Origin of the sequence: Pseudomonas sp. NUPR-001 (assembly GCF_052147955.1) — a bacterium.
Taxonomy (GTDB): Bacteria; Pseudomonadota; Gammaproteobacteria; order Pseudomonadales; family Pseudomonadaceae; genus Aquipseudomonas.
Map to the genome: position 1 here is coordinate 1,710,413 of NZ_CP197353.1, position 17,551 is coordinate 1,727,963.

Genomic DNA, 17,551 nt, shown 5'->3' on the forward strand with positions numbered 1-17,551 from the left:
GAGTTAATCAATTATGGCTGTTCAGCAGAACAAAAAATCCCGCTCTGCCCGTGACATGCGCCGTTCGCACGACGCTCTCTCGGAAAACGCTCTGTCCGTAGAGAAAACCACTGGTGAAGTACACCTGCGTCACCACGTATCGCCAGAAGGCGTATACCGTGGTCGCAAAGTGATCGACAAGGGCGCTGACGAGTAATCCTTGTCCGCTCAGATCATCGCGATTGACGCAATGGGCGGGGACTTCGGTCCCCGCAGCATTGTTCAGGCAAGTATTGCTTGCCTTTCAGCTACTCCCTCGCTGCACCTGACCCTCGTCGGTCAACCCTCCCTTCTTGAAGAGCTTATCGCTGGCCAGTCGGCAGCGGATCGCGCGCGCCTGCAGATTGTTGCTGCCAGCGAAGTGATCGGCATGGATGAGCGACCTTCCCAGGCATTACGTGGCAAGCCGGATTCGTCTATGCGCGTGGCTCTGGAATTACTACGTGATGGCAAGGTTCAGGCTTGCGTGAGTGCTGGCAATACCGGCGCGCTAATGGCGCTGTCGCGTTACGTGCTCAAGACCCTGCCGGGCATTGATCGTCCGGCTATGGTGGCGGCCATTCCCACCCAGACCGGTTACTGTCAGTTGCTGGACCTGGGCGCCAATGTCGATTGCAGTGCGGACAACCTCTTCCAGTTTGCGGTGATGGGTTCGGTGGCGGCGCAAGCGCTGGGGATATCCCGGCCTCGGGTGGCGCTGCTCAATGTCGGTACCGAAGATATCAAGGGCAATCAGCAGGTCAAGCTGGCGGCCAGTCTGCTGCAGAACGCGCGCGGGCTTAACTACATTGGTTACGTCGAAGGCGATGGCCTGTACCGGGGTGAAGCCGATGTGGTGGTGTGCGACGGTTTTGTCGGCAACATCCTGCTCAAATCCAGTGAAGGCCTGGCGACCATGATCGGGGCGCGCATCGAGGCGCTGTTCAAGGGTGGAGTTGCTTCGCGTCTGGCGGGGGCGGTGGCCATGCCGCTGCTCAAGCGCCTGCAGGCCGACCTGGCACCCGCGCGGCATAATGGCGCAAGCTTCCTGGGGTTGCAGGGCATTGTTATCAAAAGCCACGGTTCGGCGGGCGTGCAAGGCTTCCAGAGCGCCATCCAGCGGGCGTTGATCGAGATCCAGGAGAACCTGCCGCAGCGCCTGCACGGGCGTCTGGAAGATCTGTTGCTTTAGGCATCTGCCTCAGGAAGTGGTTAAATGTGACCGCTTGGTCCTCGTTACCATCCAAGTCTTCAGTTTCTTGTGCTCAGCCTGGCGCTGAGTACTTCATTTCCGACGACAAGATCATTAGGGGCTTGTTCAATGTCTGCATCCCTCGCATTCGTCTTTCCCGGTCAAGGTTCGCAGTCCCTCGGCATGCTCGCCGAGCTGGGCGCTCAGTACCCACTGATTATTGATACCTTCCGTGAGGCCTCCGAGGCTCTGGGCTATGACCTTTGGGCGCTGACCCAGAACGGTCCGGAAGAGCAACTCAATCAAACCGACAAAACCCAGCCGGCCATTCTCACCGCCTCGATCGCCCTGTGGCGCCTATGGCTGGCTGAAGGTGGCGCGCGTCCGGCGTTTGTCTCCGGCCACAGCCTGGGTGAATACAGCGCGCTGGTTGCCGCCGGCAGCCTGACCCTGGCTGATGCAGTCAAACTGGTCAAGCGCCGTGGTGAGCTCATGCAAGAGGCCGTTCCGGCCGGGCAGGGCGCCATGGCGGCGATCCTTGGCCTGGACGACGCCGACGTCGTTGCCATCTGCGCCGAAGCGGCTCAAGGCGACGTGGTAAGCGCAGTCAATTTCAACTCGCCGGGCCAGGTGGTTATCGCCGGTGCCAAGGCCGCTGTCGAGCGCGCCATGGAAGCCTGCAAGGCCAAAGGTGCCAAGCGCGCACTGCCATTGCCGGTGAGCGTGCCATCGCACTGTGAGCTGATGCGTCCGGCTGCCGAGCGTTTCGCCGAGTCGGTCAATGCCATCGACTGGGAAGCGCCGCAAATCCCGGTGGTTCAGAACGTCAGTGCTGGCGTTGCAGCTGACCTGGACACCCTCAAGCGCGACCTGCTGGAGCAGCTGTACAAGCCTGTTCGCTGGGTCGAGTGCGTACAGACGCTGGCGGCCAATGGCGCGCTGCAACTGGTCGAGTGCGGCCCGGGCAAAGTGCTGGCCGGCCTGAACAAGCGCTGCGCCGACGGCGTCAACACCTCTAACCTCAATACCCCGGATGCTTTCGCCGCCACCCTCGCGGCGCAGGCCTGAATTAGGAGAAGCTTGCATGAGCCTGCAAGGTAAAGTTGCACTGGTAACCGGCGCCAGCCGTGGTATTGGCCAGGCTATCGCCCTGGAACTGGGCCGTCTGGGCGCTACCGTGATCGGTACTGCGACCTCCGCCTCGGGTGCCGAGCGCATCGCCGCGACCCTCAAAGAGCACGGTATCACCGGTACCGGCCTGGAACTGAACGTCACCAGCGACGAGTCGGTTACCGCCACCCTGGCCAAAATCCAGGAGCAGTTCGGTGCGCCGACCATTCTGGTCAACAACGCCGGCATCACCCGCGACAACCTCATGCTGCGCATGAAGGACGACGAGTGGTTCGACGTTATCGACACTAACCTGAACAGCCTCTACCGTCTGTCCAAGGGCGTGCTGCGTGGCATGACCAAGGCGCGTTGGGGCCGTATCATCAGTATCGGCTCGGTAGTCGGTGCCATGGGTAACGTTGGCCAGGTCAACTACGCTGCTGCCAAAGCTGGCCTGGAAGGTTTCAGCCGTGCTCTGGCGCGTGAAGTGGGCTCTCGTGCGATCACCGTCAACTCGGTAACGCCAGGTTTCATCGACACCGACATGACCCGCGAACTGCCAGAAGCCCAGCGCGAAGCGCTGCAGACCCAGATTCCTCTGGGTCGTCTGGGCCAGGCTCAGGAGATCGCCAATGTGGTGGCTTTCCTGGCCTCTGAAGGCGCAGGTTATGTGACTGGCGCGACCATTCCGGTCAACGGCGGCATGTATATGTAAAACTAATGTGACGGATTGCTTCAAAAAAATGTCATACGAGCTGTCTAAAATCCGTTATAAAGCTGCAACCAGATTCTAGTCGGTTGGCAGGTGTGGTCTGGCGAGGCGTGTTGCGCTTGAAAAGCGGACGTCTTTCTATACACTTACACACCGGCCAGCTGCCTGACATATGTCCATTAGGAGTGAAAACAAGGTATGAGCACCATCGAAGAACGCGTCAAGAAAATCGTCGCCGAGCAACTGGGCGTTAAAGAAGAAGAAGTAGTGAACACTGCTTCCTTCGTCGAAGATCTGGGTGCCGATTCCCTTGACACCGTTGAGCTGGTGATGGCTCTGGAAGAGGAATTCGAGACCGAAATCCCTGACGAAGAAGCCGAGAAGATCACTACTGTTCAAGCTGCTATCGACTACGTCACCAGCCACCAGGCTTAAGACGTTGTAGTCGTCGCTTCTTGTCATGAGAAAGCCGCACTGCCTTAACCGGCGTGCGGTTTTTTCTTTACAAGACATGTAGTCAATGTGAATAAGGAGAGTGCTGTGTCGCGTAGACGCGTCGTGGTCACCGGTATGGGTATGCTGTCGCCACTGGGCACGGATGTGCCGAGCAGTTGGCAGGGCATTCTGGCTGGCCGCAGTGGCATAGGTCTGATTGAACATACGGACCTGTCTGCCTACTCCACCCGTTTTGGCGGCTCGGTAAAGGGCTTCGAGGTTGAGCAGTATCTATCGGCCAAGGAAGCTCGCAAGCTCGATCTGTTCATTCAGTACGGCCTGGCGGCCGGTTTTCAGGCAGTGCGTAACGCCGGCCTGGAAGTCACCGACGCCAACCGCGAGCGCATTGGCGTGGCCATGGGCTCGGGTATCGGTGGCCTGACCAACATCGAAGAAACCAGTCGGACGTTGCATGAGCAAGGCCCGCGGCGCATTTCGCCGTTCTTCGTGCCGGGTTCGATCATCAACATGATTTCTGGCTTCCTGTCGATCCACCTGGGTGTACAGGGGCCTAATTACGCTATCGCCACGGCTTGCACCACAGGTACTCACTGTATCGGTATGGCTGCGCGCAACATCGCTTTCGGTGAAGCCGACGTGATGATTGCCGGTGGTGCCGAAATGGCGGCCTGCGGTCTGGGTATGGGCGGATTCGGCGCTTCGCGCGCGTTGTCCACCCGCAATGATGACCCGACCCGTGCCAGCCGTCCGTGGGACAAGGGCCGCGACGGTTTCGTCCTCGCCGACGGCGCGGGTGCGCTGGTGCTTGAAGAGCTCGAGCACGCCAAGGCGCGTGGCGCGACCATCTATGCCGAGCTGGTTGGTTTTGGCATGAGTGGCGACGCCTACCACATGACTTCGCCGCCAGAAGACGGCAGCGGTGCTGCACGCTGCATGGTCAACGCCCTGCGCGATGCGGGTCTGAACGCTGATCAGGTCAGCTACATCAACGCCCATGGCACCTCGACCCCGGCTGGTGACCTGGCTGAGGCTTCGGCCATCAAGTCGGTGTTTGGTGAGCATGCCTACAAGCTGGCGGTCAGTTCGACCAAGTCGATGACCGGCCACCTGCTGGGTGCTGCTGGTGCGGTAGAAGCGATTTTCAGCGTGCTGTCGATCAACAGCCAAGTGGCGCCGCCGACCATCAACCTCGATGAGCCGGACCAGGGCTGCGACCTGGATTTCGTGCCACACGAGGCGCGCAATATGGCAATTGATGTCGTGCTGTCCAACTCCTTCGGTTTTGGCGGTACCAACGGCTCGCTGGTGTTCCGCCGGTTTGCCGAGTGATGCACAGCTGGATTGATGGCCAGCCGGCGGATGCAGTCAACCTGCGCAGTCGAGCGCTGACCTACGGCGACGGTCTGTTCGAGACCATCGCCGTCAGGGCTGGTCGGCCATCATTGCTCGAGTATCATCTCGAGCGCCTGGCGTTGGGTTGCCAACGCCTGGCGATCAGCCTCGATGCAGTGCTGATTCGCGACGAGCTATGCCGTTACGCCAGTGCACTGGGTGACGGCGTGCTCAAACTGATTCTTGTGCGTGGTGACAGCCAGCGCGGCTATGCGCCCGCGCCTGATGCGCCCGCGCGACGTATTCTTCAGGGCAGCCCTTTGCCCGCTTATCCGCTGCAGCACGCCGAGCACGGTGTTCGTCTGTTCGCTTGTAGCACGCGCCTTGCTGAGCAGCCGTTACTGGCCGGGCTCAAACACCTCAACCGCCTCGAGCAGGTACTGGCGCGTGCCGAGTGGCAAGATGCTGAATGTGCCGAAGGCTTGATGCGCGATACTTCGGGGCGAATTGTCGAAGGCGTCTTCAGTAACCTGTTTCTGGTGCGTGGAGGCGAACTGTTGACGGCCGACCTGAGCCGTTGTGGTGTGGCCGGGGTCATGCGTGCAGCCTTGATCGAGCAGGCGGCGATTGCCGGGATCACGTTGCGCATCACCGATCTGTCCCTGCAGGACCTGGAGCAGGCTGATGAGGTTTTCGTCTGCAACAGTGTCTACGGTGTGTGGCCTGTGCGCGCATTTGCATCACTGAACTGGTCGCCGGGCCCGCTCACCCGTAAACTGCAGGCCATTGCCCGTACGTTACTGGATGCCTGATTAGTGAGACGTAAATTCTTGGTGCTGCTGGAAACTGGATTGATCCTGGCAGGCCTGATGTTGGGGTTTTCGGCCTGGAAAGTGAATTCAGCGCTTGAGCAGACCTTGCACGTTAACCAGGAGCAATTGCTCGACGTGCCCACCGGTACCAACCCCAATCGCATGTTCTACCGCATGGAAAGCCAAGGCCTGCTGGACGACGCCTTCTGGCTGCGCCTGTACTGGCGCTTCAACATGGCTGGGGTGCCATTGCACACCGGCGAGTACCGCATGACCCCCGGCATGACCGTGCGCGAGCTGTTTGAGGTGTGGCGCCGTGGCGACGTCGTGCAATACAGCCTGACCCTGGTCGAGGGCTGGAATTTCCGTCAGGTACGCTCGGCGCTGGCCAAGCACGAAAAAATCAAACAGACCCTTGATGGCCTCAGCGATGCTGAGGTGATGGACAAGCTCGGCCACCCCGGGGTTTTCCCTGAAGGGCGCTTTTTCCCGGACACCTACCGCTTTGTACGCGGCATGAGCGATGTGGAGTTCCTCCAGCAAGCCTATGCTCGACTCGACGAGGTGCTGGCCAAGGAGTGGGCTGAACGCCCGGCTGACCTGCCATATCGTGACCCGTACCAGGCGCTGATCATGGCGTCCCTGGTGGAGAAGGAGACAGGGGTGCCGCAAGAGCGCGGTCAGATCGCCGGGGTGTTCGTGCGGCGTATGCGCATCGGCATGCTGCTGCAGACCGACCCTACGGTGATCTACGGTATGGGTGAGCGTTACAACGGCAAAATCACCCGCGCCGACCTGCGCGAGCCAACGCCTTACAATACCTACACCAATGCCGGCTTGCCGCCGACGCCGATTGCCATGGTCGGCCGCGAAGCCATTCACGCTGCGTTGAACCCAACGCCGGGCACCAGCCTGTATTTTGTTGCCCGCGGTGACGGTAGCCACATCTTCTCTGACGACCTGGATGCGCATAATTCGGCGGTCCGCGAGTACCAGATCAAGCGCCGGGCCGATTACCGTTCCAGCCCGGCACCGGTAACAGAACCTGAATCCGAGGATGCACCTGAGGCCGAGCCGCAGGCGCCGCAAGCCCCTGAGGCGAGCCCTGAGCCTGAAGCGTCGGCTCCGGCCACTGAATCCTCTTCGCAATGAACCACTGTAAGGACTGCCTGTGAGCGGCTTGTTTATCACCCTGGAAGGTCCCGAAGGCGCGGGCAAGAGCACCAACCGCGAGTACCTTGCCGACTACCTGCGCGCCCACGGCGTGGATGTGGTGCTGACCCGCGAACCCGGCGGCACGCCACTGGCCGAGCGGATCCGCGAATTGCTGCTGGCGCCCAGCGATGAGCGCATGGATGCCGACACCGAGCTGTTGCTGGTGTTCGCTGCCCGTGCCCAGCACCTGGCGCAGGTCATTCGCCCGGCGTTGGCCCGCGGTGCAGTCGTGCTGTGTGATCGTTTTACCGACGCCACCTATGCCTATCAGGGCGGCGGTCGTGGGCTTTCGGTTGCGCGCATTGCCACTCTGGAGCAGTTCGTTCAGGGCGAGCTGCGCCCTGATTTGACCCTGGTTTTCGATTTGCCGGTGGAAGTCGGTTTGTCCCGCGCCGCGGCTCGTGGTCGTCTGGACCGTTTCGAGCAGGAAGGTCAGGCCTTCTTCGAAGCGGTACGCCAGGCCTACTTGGCGCGCGCCAAGGCCGCGCCGCAGCAATACACGCTGGTTGATGCCTCGCAGTCACTGGCGCAGGTGCAACAAACACTGGATGCCTTGCTGCCGCAGATCCTGGAGCGCTGCCGTGGCTGAGGCCTTCCCTTGGCAGCAGGCAGTGTGGCGACAACTGGCCGGGCGTACCCAGCATGCTCACGCCTACCTGCTGCACGGGCCGCAAGGCATCGGCAAGCGGGCCTTGGCCGAGCGCCTGATGGCCTTGCTGCTGTGCCAGCGTCCGCACGATCTGCAAGCCTGCGGGCAGTGCAAATCCTGCCTGTTGCTGGCCGCCGGCAGCCACCCGGACAACTATGTGCTGGAGCCGGAGGAGGCTGACAAGCCGATCAAGGTCGACCAGGTGCGTGATCTGGTTTCCTTCGTGGTGCAGACCGCGCAACTGGGTGGGCGCAAGGTAGTGCTTATCGAACCGGTCGAGGCGATGAACATCAACGCGGCCAACGCCTTGCTCAAAAGCCTGGAAGAACCCTCTGGCAATACAGTGCTGCTACTGGTCAGCCACCAGCCCAGCCGTCTGTTGCCGACCATCAAGAGTCGCTGCGTGCAACAGGCCTGTCCGTTGCCTGATGCCGCACAAAGCCTGGCGTGGCTGAGCAAGGCGCTGCCTGAGTGTGACGAGCAGGAACGTCTTGAGCTGCTCGCTCTGGCCGCAGGTTCGCCGCTGGCCGCCGTCAGCCTGCAAGCCCAGGGCGTGCGTGAGCAGCGGGCGTTGGTGGTCGAGGGGGTGAAAAAACTGCTCAAGCAGCAACAGTCTCCAAGTCAGCTGGCTGAAGCCTGGAATGCTATTCCTTTGCTGCTGTTGTTCGATTGGTTCTGTGACTGGTCCAACCTTGTCCTGCGCTACCAGTTGACCGAGGACGAGGAAGGTTTAGGCTTGAACGACATGCGCAAGGTCGTGCAGTACCTCGCGCAAAAAAGTGCCCAGAGCAAGGTGCTGGACATCCAGGACTGGATCCTCGCCCAGCGCCAGAAAGTGCTGGGCAAAGCCAACCTCAACCGCGTGTTATTGCTCGAAGCGTTGCTGGCCTCCTGGGCAATGTTGCCTGGCCAGCGTTGAGCTGAGCTGTCCCTATTACTTTTTTCAGCGTTGTCATGTGCCCATGCTTGTAGATTCCCATTGCCACCTCGACCGACTCGATCTCAGTGCTCACCAGGGCTCGTTGGATGCCGCCCTTGAAGCTGCCCGGGCCCGCGGTGTCGGCCACTTCCTGTGCATCGGTGTCAGTGCCGACAACGCCAAAGCGGTCAAGGACCTGAGCGAGCGTTACAGCGATGTCGACTGCTCGGTGGGTATCCATCCGCTGGACCTGACACCCGACGGCGCGCCACCTTTGGAGTGGCTGCTCAAAGAGCTTGAGCATCCCCATGTGGTGGCCATCGGTGAAACCGGGCTGGATTATCACTACGAGCCGGAAGCGGCCGAGGTGCAGCAAGACTCCTTCCGCCTGCACCTGCAGGCCGCCCAGGTGACCGGCAAGCCGGTGATCATTCACACTCGTGCGGCGCGCGCCGATACCCTGGCGCTGTTGCGCGAAGCCGACTTGAGCCAGGCAGGGGTGTTGCATTGCTTCACCGAAGACTGGGACATGGCCAAGGCAGCGCTCGATCTGGGTTATTACATTTCGTTGTCTGGCATCGTTACCTTCCGCAATGCCGATGCCTTGCGTGACGTGGCCCGGCAAGTGCCAGCCGATCGTTTGCTGGTGGAAACCGATTCGCCTTACCTGGCGCCCATTCCCCACCGTGGCAAACCCAACCTGCCGCAATATGTTCGGGAGGTTGCGGAGTTTGTCGCCATGGTGCGCGGTGAGCGCTACGAACAACTGGCCGAGCAGACCACCGCCAACTTCAAGCGCCTGTTCCCGCTGGCACGCTTGTAGGAGCGGGCTTGCCCCGCGATAGCGGTGTACCTGTCAAACAGCTTCGCAGGCCAAGTCAGGTCGCCGCACCGCCGCTCCTACAAAAATTGCAGGCAAAAAAAACCCGGGTTCTGGGGGGTGAATCCGGGTTAAGACCATTAGGAGTAAAACAAAGGTACGCGGTCCCTGGGCACCTTTATCGGCGCGCCACTTGGGGGGATGCGCCGCGCCAACACCTGAAGTATTGGTCAGGATTGGCGCGCTGCCAGCGCTTGCTGGTCGTTTTTTAAACAGATTTGGAATACGGCTGCGGCTGCTGAGCACTCATCGCTCTGCGATCCGCCGTACCAATGCCAAGGTTTCGTCGATTATCAGCTTGGGCGTGTAGAAATGCGGCGAAAATCGCACTCCAGGCCCACGGGTGATGCAAACCACCTGTTCGCCTTTCAAGCGTTGATGGACGTTGTTGTTATCCAGCCCGGCAATGCTGAACGAGACGATGCCGGAGCGGCGCTGCGGATCTTCCGGGCTATGCAGGCGAACCCCGGGAATGGCCGCCAGTCCGTCATACAGCCAGCCTACGCGCTCTGCCAGAAGCGCAGCCACCTGCGTCATGCCCACCTCTTCAAGCAGCGACAGGCTGGCGTCCAGCGCGGCGGCGCCGAGCATGTTCGGGCTGCCGCACTCAAAGCGCCGCGCGCTGTTTGCCGGTTCCCAGGTGGTGCGGGTGTAGTCGCCCATGTGTTCAAGCATGTGCCAGCCGTACTCGCTGAGCTTCAGGCGCGGGCGAACTTCGGCACGGCAATAGAACACCCCCAGGCCTTCAGGGCCGAGCATCCACTTGTGACCATCGGCCATAGCGAAGTCGCATTGGTAGGCTTGCACGTCGAAGGGCAGGGCGCCCAGTTGTTGAATGGCGTCGATGCAGAACAGCACATCGCGTTCGCGACAGCCTTGGCCAAGGCGCGCCAGATCCAGGCGCAAGCCGCTGGCAAACTGCACGGCACTGATGGCCAGCAGGCGAACGCGTGGCCCGCAAGCGGCCAGCAGGTCGGCCTCCGGATCCTGGCCCTTGAGGCTCACCTGCAGCACTTCTACGCCCTGATCGGCCAAGGCTTCCCAGACGATACGGTTGGAAGGGAATTCCTCATCACTGATGACGATCTGATCCCCGGCTTGCCAAGGCAGTCCGAAGGCGACGAACGAAAGTGCCTCGGAGGTATTTTTGACCAGGGCGATGTCATCGGTCGAAGGCGCGTTGGTCAGGCGCATCAGGCGCTCGCGCAGACGCTGCTCCATGCTCATCCAGGACGGATAGTCCCGGGCGCCGAGCCAAACGTTTTCGTCGGCAAAGCGTGCGACCGCCAGACTGGCCCGTTTCGGCCACGGTGCGACGGCAGCATGGTTCAAGTAGCGAAGGCCTGGAGCCTGTTCAAACTCATCAAGAAACATAGACATGGTCGGATGATCCGTGCATTTTGGCGCAAGTTAGGCATAATAACCGGCTTCGATTTCGATCCAGTCCTTCTTATGCAGAAAGAACCTCGTAAGGTCCGTGAGTTTCGTCGCCGTGAGCAAGAAATTCTCGATACCGCACTCAAGCTGTTTCTCGAACAGGGTGAAGACAGCGTCACCGTCGAGATGATCGCTGATGCAGTGGGTATCGGCAAAGGCACGATCTACAAGCATTTCAAATCCAAGGCGGAGATCTACCTGCGCCTGATGCTCGACTACGAGCGCGATTTGAACGAACTGTTGCACTCTGCCGATGTTGACCGCGACAAGGAAGCCCTGTCGCGTGCCTACTTCGAATTCCGCATGCGCGATCCGCAGCGCTACCGCTTGTTCGATCGCCTCGAAGAAAAGGTGGTCAAGGGCAACCAGGTACCGGAAATGGTCGAGGAGTTGCACAAGATCCGTGCCTCCAACTTCGACCGCCTGACTTTGTTGATCAAAGGCCGCATCAGCGAAGGCAAGCTTGAAGACGTGCCGCCGTACTTCCATTACTGCGCTGCCTGGGCGCTGGTACATGGCGCCGTGGCGCTGTACCACTCGCCGTTCTGGAGCAACGTGCTGGAAGACCAGGAGGGCTTCTTCCAGTTCCTGATGGACATCGGCGTGCGCATGGGCAACAAGCGCAAGCGCGACCCGGATGTGGCCGGCAACTGACCGGCTCTGTTGGGCGCCAACCCTCCTGCGATAAGGCCTGAGGCCTATACTGATGGAAGAGGCTTGCAAAAACCTGATTTTTGAGTCAGGTTTTGCAGGCCCGATTCATCTATCCTGGAGTCACCCATGATCGTCGACCGCCAAGGCAGGCGTTTTCGCAACTTGCGCGTCAGCCTTACCGCTGCGTGCAACTATGCCTGCACCTATTGCGTACCGGACGGCAAGCGCCTGGTGGCGGCCCAGGATGAGCTCAGTGCCGAGGCCATGGCGCGTGGCGTGGCCTATCTGATCGAAGCGGCGGGTATCGAGCGGTTGCGCGTGACCGGCGGTGAGCCGCTGGTCAGCCCCAAGCTTGAAACCTTTCTGACATCCGTTGCCGGGCTGGGGTTGGACGAAATCAGCCTGACCACCAATGGTCAGCTATTGGCTCGCAAGCTGCCGTTGCTGCGCGAGGCAGGCATCCGCCGACTCAATGTCTCCCTCGATACCCTCGATGCCGATGCCTTTCGCCGCATTGCCCGGGGTGGCGACCTGGCTACCGTGCTTGAAGGTATGGAGCAGGCCAGCGCTGCCGGGATGAAGATCAAGGTCAATATGGTGCCCCTGCGTGGGCAGAACTTCGATCAGGTGTTGCCGTTGCTGGAATACTGCCTGGCGCGTGGTTTTGAGCTGCGCTTCATTGAGTTGATGCGCATGGGGCATCTGGCGCGTGATAGCAATGCCTTCCTGCAGCAGTTCGTCAGTCTTGAGCACTTGCTGCAGCTGATCGGCGAGCGTTACGAGTATTTGCAGGCCAATGCTCCGGTGGATGCAACTGCGCTGCGCTATCAGATCCCTGGGCAGGGGTATTTCGGGGTGATTGCCAACGAAAGCGTACCCTTCTGCCGCACCTGTTCGCGCCTGCGCCTGTCTTCTACTGGCTGGCTGCATGGCTGTCTTTCATCGACTAACCGTCACTTTATCGGCGACCTGCTCGACAAGCCGCGCCATCAGGCGTTGCCAGCCTTGCAAGGACTGCTGGTCAAAGCCTTGGGCGACAAGCAGCCGGTGGCCTTTTCCGGTGGTGCTACGGTGATGAAGATCATCGGCGGCTAAGACTGGCGCAAAAGCTGCATCTGTCAGCCATTCGCCGGTTTTCCGTCACCGGCCATTGGAGGATAGATGCGTAGCCTGGTTTTGCTGCTGGCGCTGACGGCGCTGGGTGGCTGTATGAATGTCAGTGATATGGGCGAGGGCGTGCGCTATCACATGAGTGATGCCGGTCTGCTTGATCACAGCGATACCCGGCGTTCGCTGTCGGTACGCCTGCAACCGGATTCATTCATCTATATCGGCCAAGGTGTCTTCGTTCCGCCGGGCAAGGGCCCGTACCCGCGGCCCAATGTGGTGGCTGAAGAGGCGTTCAAAGGCTTCATCGAATATTTCCCGATGGTGCGTCGTGCACAGGGTCCGCTGGGGCTGGAGCAGGCGCTGGTGGAGGCGCGTGGGGTAGGGGCTCATTACCTGCTGTATGCCCGCTTCGCGCGCACCGATGACCGTATTGGCAATGGTGACGAATGGTATGACGAGCAGGCGGTCGATCGCTTGGGTGTCGATACCGGCGTGGTCCAGTTGATGCTGGTTGAAACCAATACGCGCTACCTGATCGACACCGCACGGATCAATACCCGCGGCGGCTTGCTGACGTTCCATGACAACAGGCCGGAAGATTTGCTTGGCCCGCCGCTTGAGGATTACGCTCGTAGCCTTTTGGGCATGAGCCGTTGAGGAGAGGGTGATGACAGATACCGGTAAGGCCATTGACCTACTGGCGCAGATTCCTAAATCTGAAAAGGGGCTGCCACCGGTGCATCTGTGGAACCCGGACTTCTGTGGCGATATCGACATGCGTATCGCCCGCGACGGCACCTGGTATTACCTGGGCACGCCAATCGGGCGCAAGCCGATGGTTCGGCTGTTTTCCACCATCATGCGCCGGGACGGTGATGATTACTTTCTGGTCACGCCTGTGGAGAAGGTGGGCATCAAGGTTGATGACGCGCCGTTCGTGGCGGTGACCCTGGAGGTGCAAGGTGCCGGTGAGCAGCAGGTGCTGCGCTTTACCACTAACGTAGACGATCAGGTCGAGGCCGGCCCCGAGCATCCGTTGCGCTTCGAGATTGATCCGCAGACCCAGGAGCCATCGCCCTACGTGCACGTGCGTGACAACCTGGAAGCGCTGATTCATCGCAACGTGTTTTATCAGTTGGTTGAACTGGCTGTGCCGCAGCACATCGATGGTGAGCAGTGGCTGGGAGTTTGGAGCGGCGGTACGTTCTACCCCATTGGCCGCAGCTGATTGGCGACCTCGCTTTTCCCTGGCCGACTGCAGGGCAGGGGAAAGTGCAGGGGCGGAAACGAAAAAACCTCCAGTGCTTAGCGCAACTGGAGGTTTTTCAGGTATTTGGCTCCGCGACCAGGACTCGAACCTGGGACCCAATGATTAACAGTCATTTGCTCTACCGACTGAGCTATCGCGGAATCTGTGGCGTATCTTACTGATTGCTAAGGGGAAGTCAAGCCTCCCCTTGGCAAAAAGTCAGTTACAGGACCGCGACGATAGCCTTGGTCACCACATGGATGTTGCTTTGATTCAAGGTAGCCACGCAGATACGACCGGTGTCCAAGGCATAAATGCCGAACTCGTTCTTCAGGCGTGCCACTTGCTCAACGCTCAGGCCCGAGTAGGAGAACATGCCGCGCTGGCGACCGACGAAGCTGAAGTCGCGCTGGGCACCGTATTCAGCCAGCAGTTCGACCATTTGCTTACGCATGCCGTGGATGCGCTGACGCATCTCGCCCAGCTCTGCTTCCCACATCGCACGCAGCTCTGGGCTGTTGAGCACGGCAGCAACAATGCTGGCACCGTGGGTTGGCGGGTTTGAGTAGTTGGTACGGATTACACGCTTGACCTGCGACAGTACGCGAGCGCTTTCTTCCTTGGACTCGGTGATGATCGACAGCGCACCCACGCGCTCGCCGTACAGCGAGAAGGATTTCGAGAACGAGCTGGAGACGAAGAAGTTCAGGCCCGATTCAGCGAACAGGCGCACAGCGAAGGCGTCTTCATAGATGCCGTCGCCAAAGCCCTGGTAAGCCATGTCGAGGAATGGCACGTGGCCTTTGGCCTTGACCACTTCCAGGACGTTTTTCCAGTCGTCCAGGCTCAGGTCGACGCCAGTCGGGTTGTGGCAGCAGGCGTGCAGCACGATGATCGAGCCGGCTGGCAGGGCGTTGAGGTCTTCGAGCATGCCGCTGCGGTTGACGTCGTTGGTGGCGGCGTCGTAGTAGCGGTAGTTCTGTACCGGGAAACCAGCAGTTTCAAACAGTGCGCGGTGGTTTTCCCAGCTTGGATCGCTGATCGCCACGACGGCGTCTGGGGAAATCTGCTTGAGGAAGTCAGCGCCGATTTTCAGGGCACCCGTGCCGCCAACGGCCTGGGTGGTGATGACCCGGCCAGCCGCCAGCAGCGGGGACTCGGCGCCGAACAGCAGCTTTTGCACGGCCTGGTCGTAGGCGGCGATGCCGTCGATCGGCAGGTAACCGCGGGAAGCGTGCTGGGCAGCGCGCTGGGTTTCGGCTTCGATCACTGCGCGCAGCAGTGGGATACGCCCTTCTTCGTTGCAGTAAACACCTACGCCCAAGTTGACTTTGTTGCTACGGGTATCGGCGTTGAAAGCTTCGTTGAGGCCCAGAATGGGATCGCGTGGTGCCAGCTCGACAGCGGAAAACAGGCTCATTATTACCTTGGCTCTGAATGGAGAGTGATAGGGGTCGCACGCTCCAGTCGGATGCACTAGAGCGGTGCACAAACGGGGAGTCAGTATAGTGATACCCATCGGTCACGGCGACAGCCTGAAGCAGCTTTTCCTGCTGTTTCACCGAATATTTTTCGACCGTTAGTCGAATTGACCGGTCGTTAGGCAAAATTGGCCACAACACTGAGTTGAAAGTGGCGCAGCAGACCACTATTTCGGTATAACTACTGTCTATAAATACAGTTGCCCGCATCAGCGACAAACGTGTCGCGATAACACAGAGGTTTGTCATGTCCGAGTTCCAGCTCGTCACCCGTTTCCAGCCGGCCGGCGATCAGCCCGAGGCCATTCGCCTGATGGTCGAAGGGATCGAGGCAGGCCTGGCGCACCAGACCCTGCTCGGGGTGACCGGCTCGGGCAAAACCTTCAGCATCGCCAATGTCATCGCCCAGGTGCAGCGCCCGACCCTGGTGCTGGCGCCGAACAAAACCCTGGCAGCGCAGTTGTACGGTGAGTTCAAGGCGTTTTTCCCCAATAACGCTGTGGAGTATTTCGTCTCTTACTACGATTATTACCAGCCCGAAGCCTATGTGCCGTCGTCCGATACCTTTATCGAGAAAGATGCCTCGATCAACGACCACATCGAGCAAATGCGCTTGTCGGCGACCAAGGCTTTGCTGGAGCGTCGGGACGCCATCATCGTTACCACGGTGTCTTGCATTTATGGCCTGGGCAGCCCGGAAACCTACCTGAAGATGGTCCTGCATGTGGACCGTGGCGATAAGCTTGATCAGCGCGCTTTGCTGCGCCGCCTGGCCGACCTGCAGTACACCCGCAATGAAATGGACTTTGCCCGTGCCACCTTTCGGGTGCGCGGCGACGTTATTGACATCTTCCCGGCCGAATCGGACCTGGAAGCCATCCGCATCGAGTTGTTCGACGATGAAGTCGAGAACATCGCCGCCTTCGACCCGCTGACCGGCGAGGTGATCCGCAAACTGCCGCGCTTCACCTTCTACCCCAAGAGCCACTATGTAACGCCGCGGGAAACCCTGCTCGAAGCGGTGGAGGGCATCAAGGAAGAACTGCAGCAGCGCCTGGAATACCTGCACAAGGCCAACAAGCTGGTCGAAGCCCAGCGTCTGGAGCAGCGCACCCGTTTCGATCTGGAGATGATCCTTGAGCTGGGTTACTGCAACGGCATCGAAAACTACTCGCGCTACCTCTCCGGGCGTCCAGCCGGTGCGCCGCCGCCGACCCTCTACGACTACCTGCCGGCTGATTCCCTGTTGGTGATCGACGAATCCCACGTCAGCGTTCCCCAGGTGGGGGCGATGTACAAAGGTGACCGTTCGCGCAAGGAAACCCTGGTTGAATACGGTTTCCGCCTGCCGTCGGCGCTGGACAACCGGCCGATGCGTTTCGATGAGTGGGAGAATGTCAGCCCGCAGACCATCTTTGTCTCCGCAACGCCCGGGCCGTATGAGGCTGAGCATGCCGGGCGGGTAGTGGAGCAGGTGGTGCGTCCAACCGGCCTGGTTGACCCTCAGGTTGAAGTGCGCCCCGCCACGACACAGGTCGATGACCTGCTGTCGGAAATCCGCAAGCGCGTGGCCGTGGAAGAGCGCGTGCTGGTCACCACCCTGACCAAGCGCATGGCCGAAGACCTCACCGATTACCTCGCCGATCACGACGTACGGGTGCGCTACCTGCACTCGGACATCGACACCGTGGAGCGCGTCGAGATCATCCGCGACCTGCGCCTGGGCACCTTTGATGTGCTGGTGGGGATCAACCTGCTGCGTGAAGGCCTGGATATGCCTGAGGTGTCGCTGGTGGCCATTCTCGATGCCGACAAGGAGGGGTTCCTGCGCTCCGAGCGCTCACTGATCCAGACCATCGGCCGTGCTGCGCGTAACCTCAATGGTCGGGCGATTCTGTATGCCGACAACATGACAGGTTCCATGCAGCGGGCGATTGGTGAAACCGAGCGCCGCCGTGACAAGCAGATTGCCTTCAACCTGGCCAACGGCATCGTGCCCAAGGGCGTGGTCAAAGACATCACCGACATCATGGAAGGCGCCAACGTGCCGGGCTCGCGTAGCAAGAAACGCAAAGGCATGGCCAAGGCGGCGGAAGAGAGTGCCCGCTACGAAGCCGAATTGCGCTCCCCGGGCGAGATCGCCAAGCGTATCAAGCTGCTGGAGGAGAAGATGTACCAGCTGGCCCGCGACCTGGAGTTCGAAGCGGCAGCGCAGATGCGCGACGAAATTGCTGCCTTGCGCGAGCGTATGCTCACCGCCTGAGCAGGTTGCACGGCGGTGGGAGCGGGCTTGCCCCGCGATTGCGGTGTGCCCGTCACATCGCT

18 protein-coding genes and 1 tRNA gene are annotated in these 17,551 nt (G+C 60.3%); 16 read left to right on the top strand and 3 right to left on the bottom strand.

What is annotated here, in order from left to right:
• Positions 1-13: 13 nt before the first annotated feature.
• The 11 genes from rpmF (at position 14) to ACP6KB_RS08000 (ending at position 9,238) form a co-directional block, all read left to right on the top strand.
• Positions 14-196: a 50S ribosomal protein L32 gene (gene rpmF / locus ACP6KB_RS07950; protein ID WP_010223221.1), complete on the top strand. Its 183-nt coding sequence runs from the start codon at positions 14-16 to the stop codon at positions 194-196.
• A gap of 3 nt (positions 197-199) precedes the next feature.
• Complete coding sequence (gene plsX, locus ACP6KB_RS07955; protein WP_442113171.1) at positions 200-1,210, top strand: phosphate acyltransferase PlsX; 1,011 nt, start codon at positions 200-202, stop codon at positions 1,208-1,210.
• 129 nt (positions 1,211-1,339) lie between these two features.
• The gene (gene fabD, locus ACP6KB_RS07960) at positions 1,340-2,278 is read left to right on the top strand and encodes an ACP S-malonyltransferase (protein ID WP_442113173.1); all 939 of its coding nucleotides are present in this window, start codon (positions 1,340-1,342) and stop codon (positions 2,276-2,278) included.
• Positions 2,279-2,294: 16 nt separating this feature from the next.
• Positions 2,295-3,035 carry a 3-oxoacyl-ACP reductase FabG gene (fabG, locus tag ACP6KB_RS07965; protein ID WP_038994156.1) on the top strand — a complete coding sequence of 247 codons (741 nt, stop codon included), beginning with the start codon at positions 2,295-2,297 and terminating at the stop codon, positions 3,033-3,035.
• Positions 3,036-3,230: 195 nt separating this feature from the next.
• The gene (acpP, locus tag ACP6KB_RS07970) at positions 3,231-3,467 is read left to right on the top strand and encodes an acyl carrier protein (RefSeq protein WP_003175607.1); all 237 of its coding nucleotides are present in this window, start codon (positions 3,231-3,233) and stop codon (positions 3,465-3,467) included.
• 105 nt (positions 3,468-3,572) lie between these two features.
• Positions 3,573-4,817 carry a beta-ketoacyl-ACP synthase II gene (fabF, locus tag ACP6KB_RS07975; protein WP_442113175.1) on the top strand — a complete coding sequence of 415 codons (1,245 nt, stop codon included), beginning with the start codon at positions 3,573-3,575 and terminating at the stop codon, positions 4,815-4,817.
• The gene (gene pabC / locus ACP6KB_RS07980) at positions 4,817-5,632 is read left to right on the top strand and encodes an aminodeoxychorismate lyase (RefSeq protein ID WP_442113177.1); all 816 of its coding nucleotides are present in this window, start codon (positions 4,817-4,819) and stop codon (positions 5,630-5,632) included. Before fabF ends, pabC begins: the two co-directional genes overlap by 1 nt.
• A 3-nt stretch (positions 5,633-5,635) precedes the next feature.
• Positions 5,636-6,784, top strand: coding sequence for an endolytic transglycosylase MltG (gene mltG / locus ACP6KB_RS07985; protein WP_442113179.1), 1,149 nt, complete (start codon positions 5,636-5,638; stop codon positions 6,782-6,784).
• A 19-nt stretch (positions 6,785-6,803) separates the two neighbouring features.
• On the top strand, positions 6,804-7,436 hold the full coding sequence (gene tmk / locus ACP6KB_RS07990; RefSeq protein ID WP_442113181.1) for a dTMP kinase: 633 nt from the start codon (positions 6,804-6,806) through the stop codon (positions 7,434-7,436).
• A complete protein-coding gene (locus ACP6KB_RS07995) occupies positions 7,429-8,415 on the top strand; it encodes a DNA polymerase III subunit delta' (protein ID WP_442113183.1) in 987 nt (328 codons plus the stop codon). The genes tmk and ACP6KB_RS07995 overlap by 8 nt, the downstream gene beginning before the upstream one ends.
• A gap of 43 nt (positions 8,416-8,458) precedes the next feature.
• Positions 8,459-9,238 carry a TatD family hydrolase gene (locus ACP6KB_RS08000; RefSeq protein ID WP_442113185.1) on the top strand — a complete coding sequence of 260 codons (780 nt, stop codon included), beginning with the start codon at positions 8,459-8,461 and terminating at the stop codon, positions 9,236-9,238.
• Positions 9,239-9,541: 303 nt separating this feature from the next.
• On the opposite strand, the gene ACP6KB_RS08005 is transcribed toward ACP6KB_RS08000, so the two are convergent.
• Positions 9,542-10,675: an aminotransferase class V-fold PLP-dependent enzyme gene (locus ACP6KB_RS08005; protein ID WP_442113187.1), complete on the bottom strand. Its 1,134-nt coding sequence runs from the start codon at positions 10,673-10,675 to the stop codon at positions 9,542-9,544.
• 72 nt (positions 10,676-10,747) lie between these two features.
• On the opposite strand from ACP6KB_RS08005, the gene ACP6KB_RS08010 reads away from it, so the two are divergent.
• From ACP6KB_RS08010 to ACP6KB_RS08025, 4 genes are all read left to right on the top strand, one after another.
• Positions 10,748-11,386 (top strand): TetR/AcrR family transcriptional regulator, encoded by a 639-nt coding sequence (locus tag ACP6KB_RS08010; RefSeq protein WP_133210931.1) that lies wholly within the window; start codon positions 10,748-10,750, stop codon positions 11,384-11,386.
• Positions 11,387-11,512: 126 nt separating this feature from the next.
• Positions 11,513-12,481 carry a GTP 3',8-cyclase MoaA gene (locus ACP6KB_RS08015; protein ID WP_442113190.1) on the top strand — a complete coding sequence of 323 codons (969 nt, stop codon included), beginning with the start codon at positions 11,513-11,515 and terminating at the stop codon, positions 12,479-12,481.
• A 66-nt stretch (positions 12,482-12,547) separates the two neighbouring features.
• Entirely contained in the window at positions 12,548-13,153 is a 606-nt protein-coding gene (locus ACP6KB_RS08020) for a DUF4823 domain-containing protein (RefSeq protein ID WP_442113192.1), read from the top strand.
• 10 nt (positions 13,154-13,163) lie between these two features.
• Entirely contained in the window at positions 13,164-13,724 is a 561-nt protein-coding gene (locus ACP6KB_RS08025; RefSeq protein WP_442113194.1) for a DUF1285 domain-containing protein, read from the top strand.
• A 106-nt stretch (positions 13,725-13,830) separates the two neighbouring features.
• Here ACP6KB_RS08025 and ACP6KB_RS08030 read toward each other — a convergent pair.
• A tRNA-Asn gene (locus ACP6KB_RS08030) sits at positions 13,831-13,906 on the bottom strand.
• Positions 13,907-13,968: 62 nt separating this feature from the next.
• On the bottom strand, positions 13,969-15,165 hold the full coding sequence (locus ACP6KB_RS08035; RefSeq protein ID WP_442113196.1) for an amino acid aminotransferase: 1,197 nt from the start codon (positions 15,163-15,165) through the stop codon (positions 13,969-13,971).
• 308 nt (positions 15,166-15,473) lie between these two features.
• Between ACP6KB_RS08035 and uvrB the strand changes: the two genes are divergently transcribed.
• Complete coding sequence (uvrB, locus tag ACP6KB_RS08040) at positions 15,474-17,489, top strand: excinuclease ABC subunit UvrB (RefSeq protein ID WP_442113198.1); 2,016 nt, start codon at positions 15,474-15,476, stop codon at positions 17,487-17,489.
• Positions 17,490-17,551 lie beyond the last annotated feature (62 nt).

Excerpts from the sequence above, each read along its gene's own strand:
- rpmF (WP_010223221.1), top strand. The coding sequence starts at position 14 with ATGGCTGTTCAGCAGAACAAAAAATCCCGCTCTGCCCGTGACATGCGC.
- fabD (WP_442113173.1), top strand. The coding sequence starts at position 1,340 with ATGTCTGCATCCCTCGCATTCGTCTTTCCCGGTCAAGGTTCGCAGTCC.
- fabG (WP_038994156.1), top strand. The coding sequence starts at position 2,295 with ATGAGCCTGCAAGGTAAAGTTGCACTGGTAACCGGCGCCAGCCGTGGT.
- acpP (WP_003175607.1), top strand. The coding sequence starts at position 3,231 with ATGAGCACCATCGAAGAACGCGTCAAGAAAATCGTCGCCGAGCAACTG.
- pabC (WP_442113177.1), top strand. The coding sequence starts at position 4,817 with ATGCACAGCTGGATTGATGGCCAGCCGGCGGATGCAGTCAACCTGCGC.
- ACP6KB_RS08000 (WP_442113185.1), top strand. The coding sequence starts at position 8,459 with ATGCTTGTAGATTCCCATTGCCACCTCGACCGACTCGATCTCAGTGCT.
- ACP6KB_RS08005 (WP_442113187.1), bottom strand. The coding sequence starts at position 10,675 with ATGTCTATGTTTCTTGATGAGTTTGAACAGGCTCCAGGCCTTCGCTAC.
- ACP6KB_RS08010 (WP_133210931.1), top strand. The coding sequence starts at position 10,748 with ATGCAGAAAGAACCTCGTAAGGTCCGTGAGTTTCGTCGCCGTGAGCAA.
- ACP6KB_RS08015 (WP_442113190.1), top strand. The coding sequence starts at position 11,513 with ATGATCGTCGACCGCCAAGGCAGGCGTTTTCGCAACTTGCGCGTCAGC.
- ACP6KB_RS08020 (WP_442113192.1), top strand. The coding sequence starts at position 12,548 with ATGCGTAGCCTGGTTTTGCTGCTGGCGCTGACGGCGCTGGGTGGCTGT.
- ACP6KB_RS08025 (WP_442113194.1), top strand. The coding sequence starts at position 13,164 with ATGACAGATACCGGTAAGGCCATTGACCTACTGGCGCAGATTCCTAAA.
- ACP6KB_RS08035 (WP_442113196.1), bottom strand. The coding sequence starts at position 15,165 with ATGAGCCTGTTTTCCGCTGTCGAGCTGGCACCACGCGATCCCATTCTG.
- uvrB (WP_442113198.1), top strand. The coding sequence starts at position 15,474 with ATGTCCGAGTTCCAGCTCGTCACCCGTTTCCAGCCGGCCGGCGATCAG.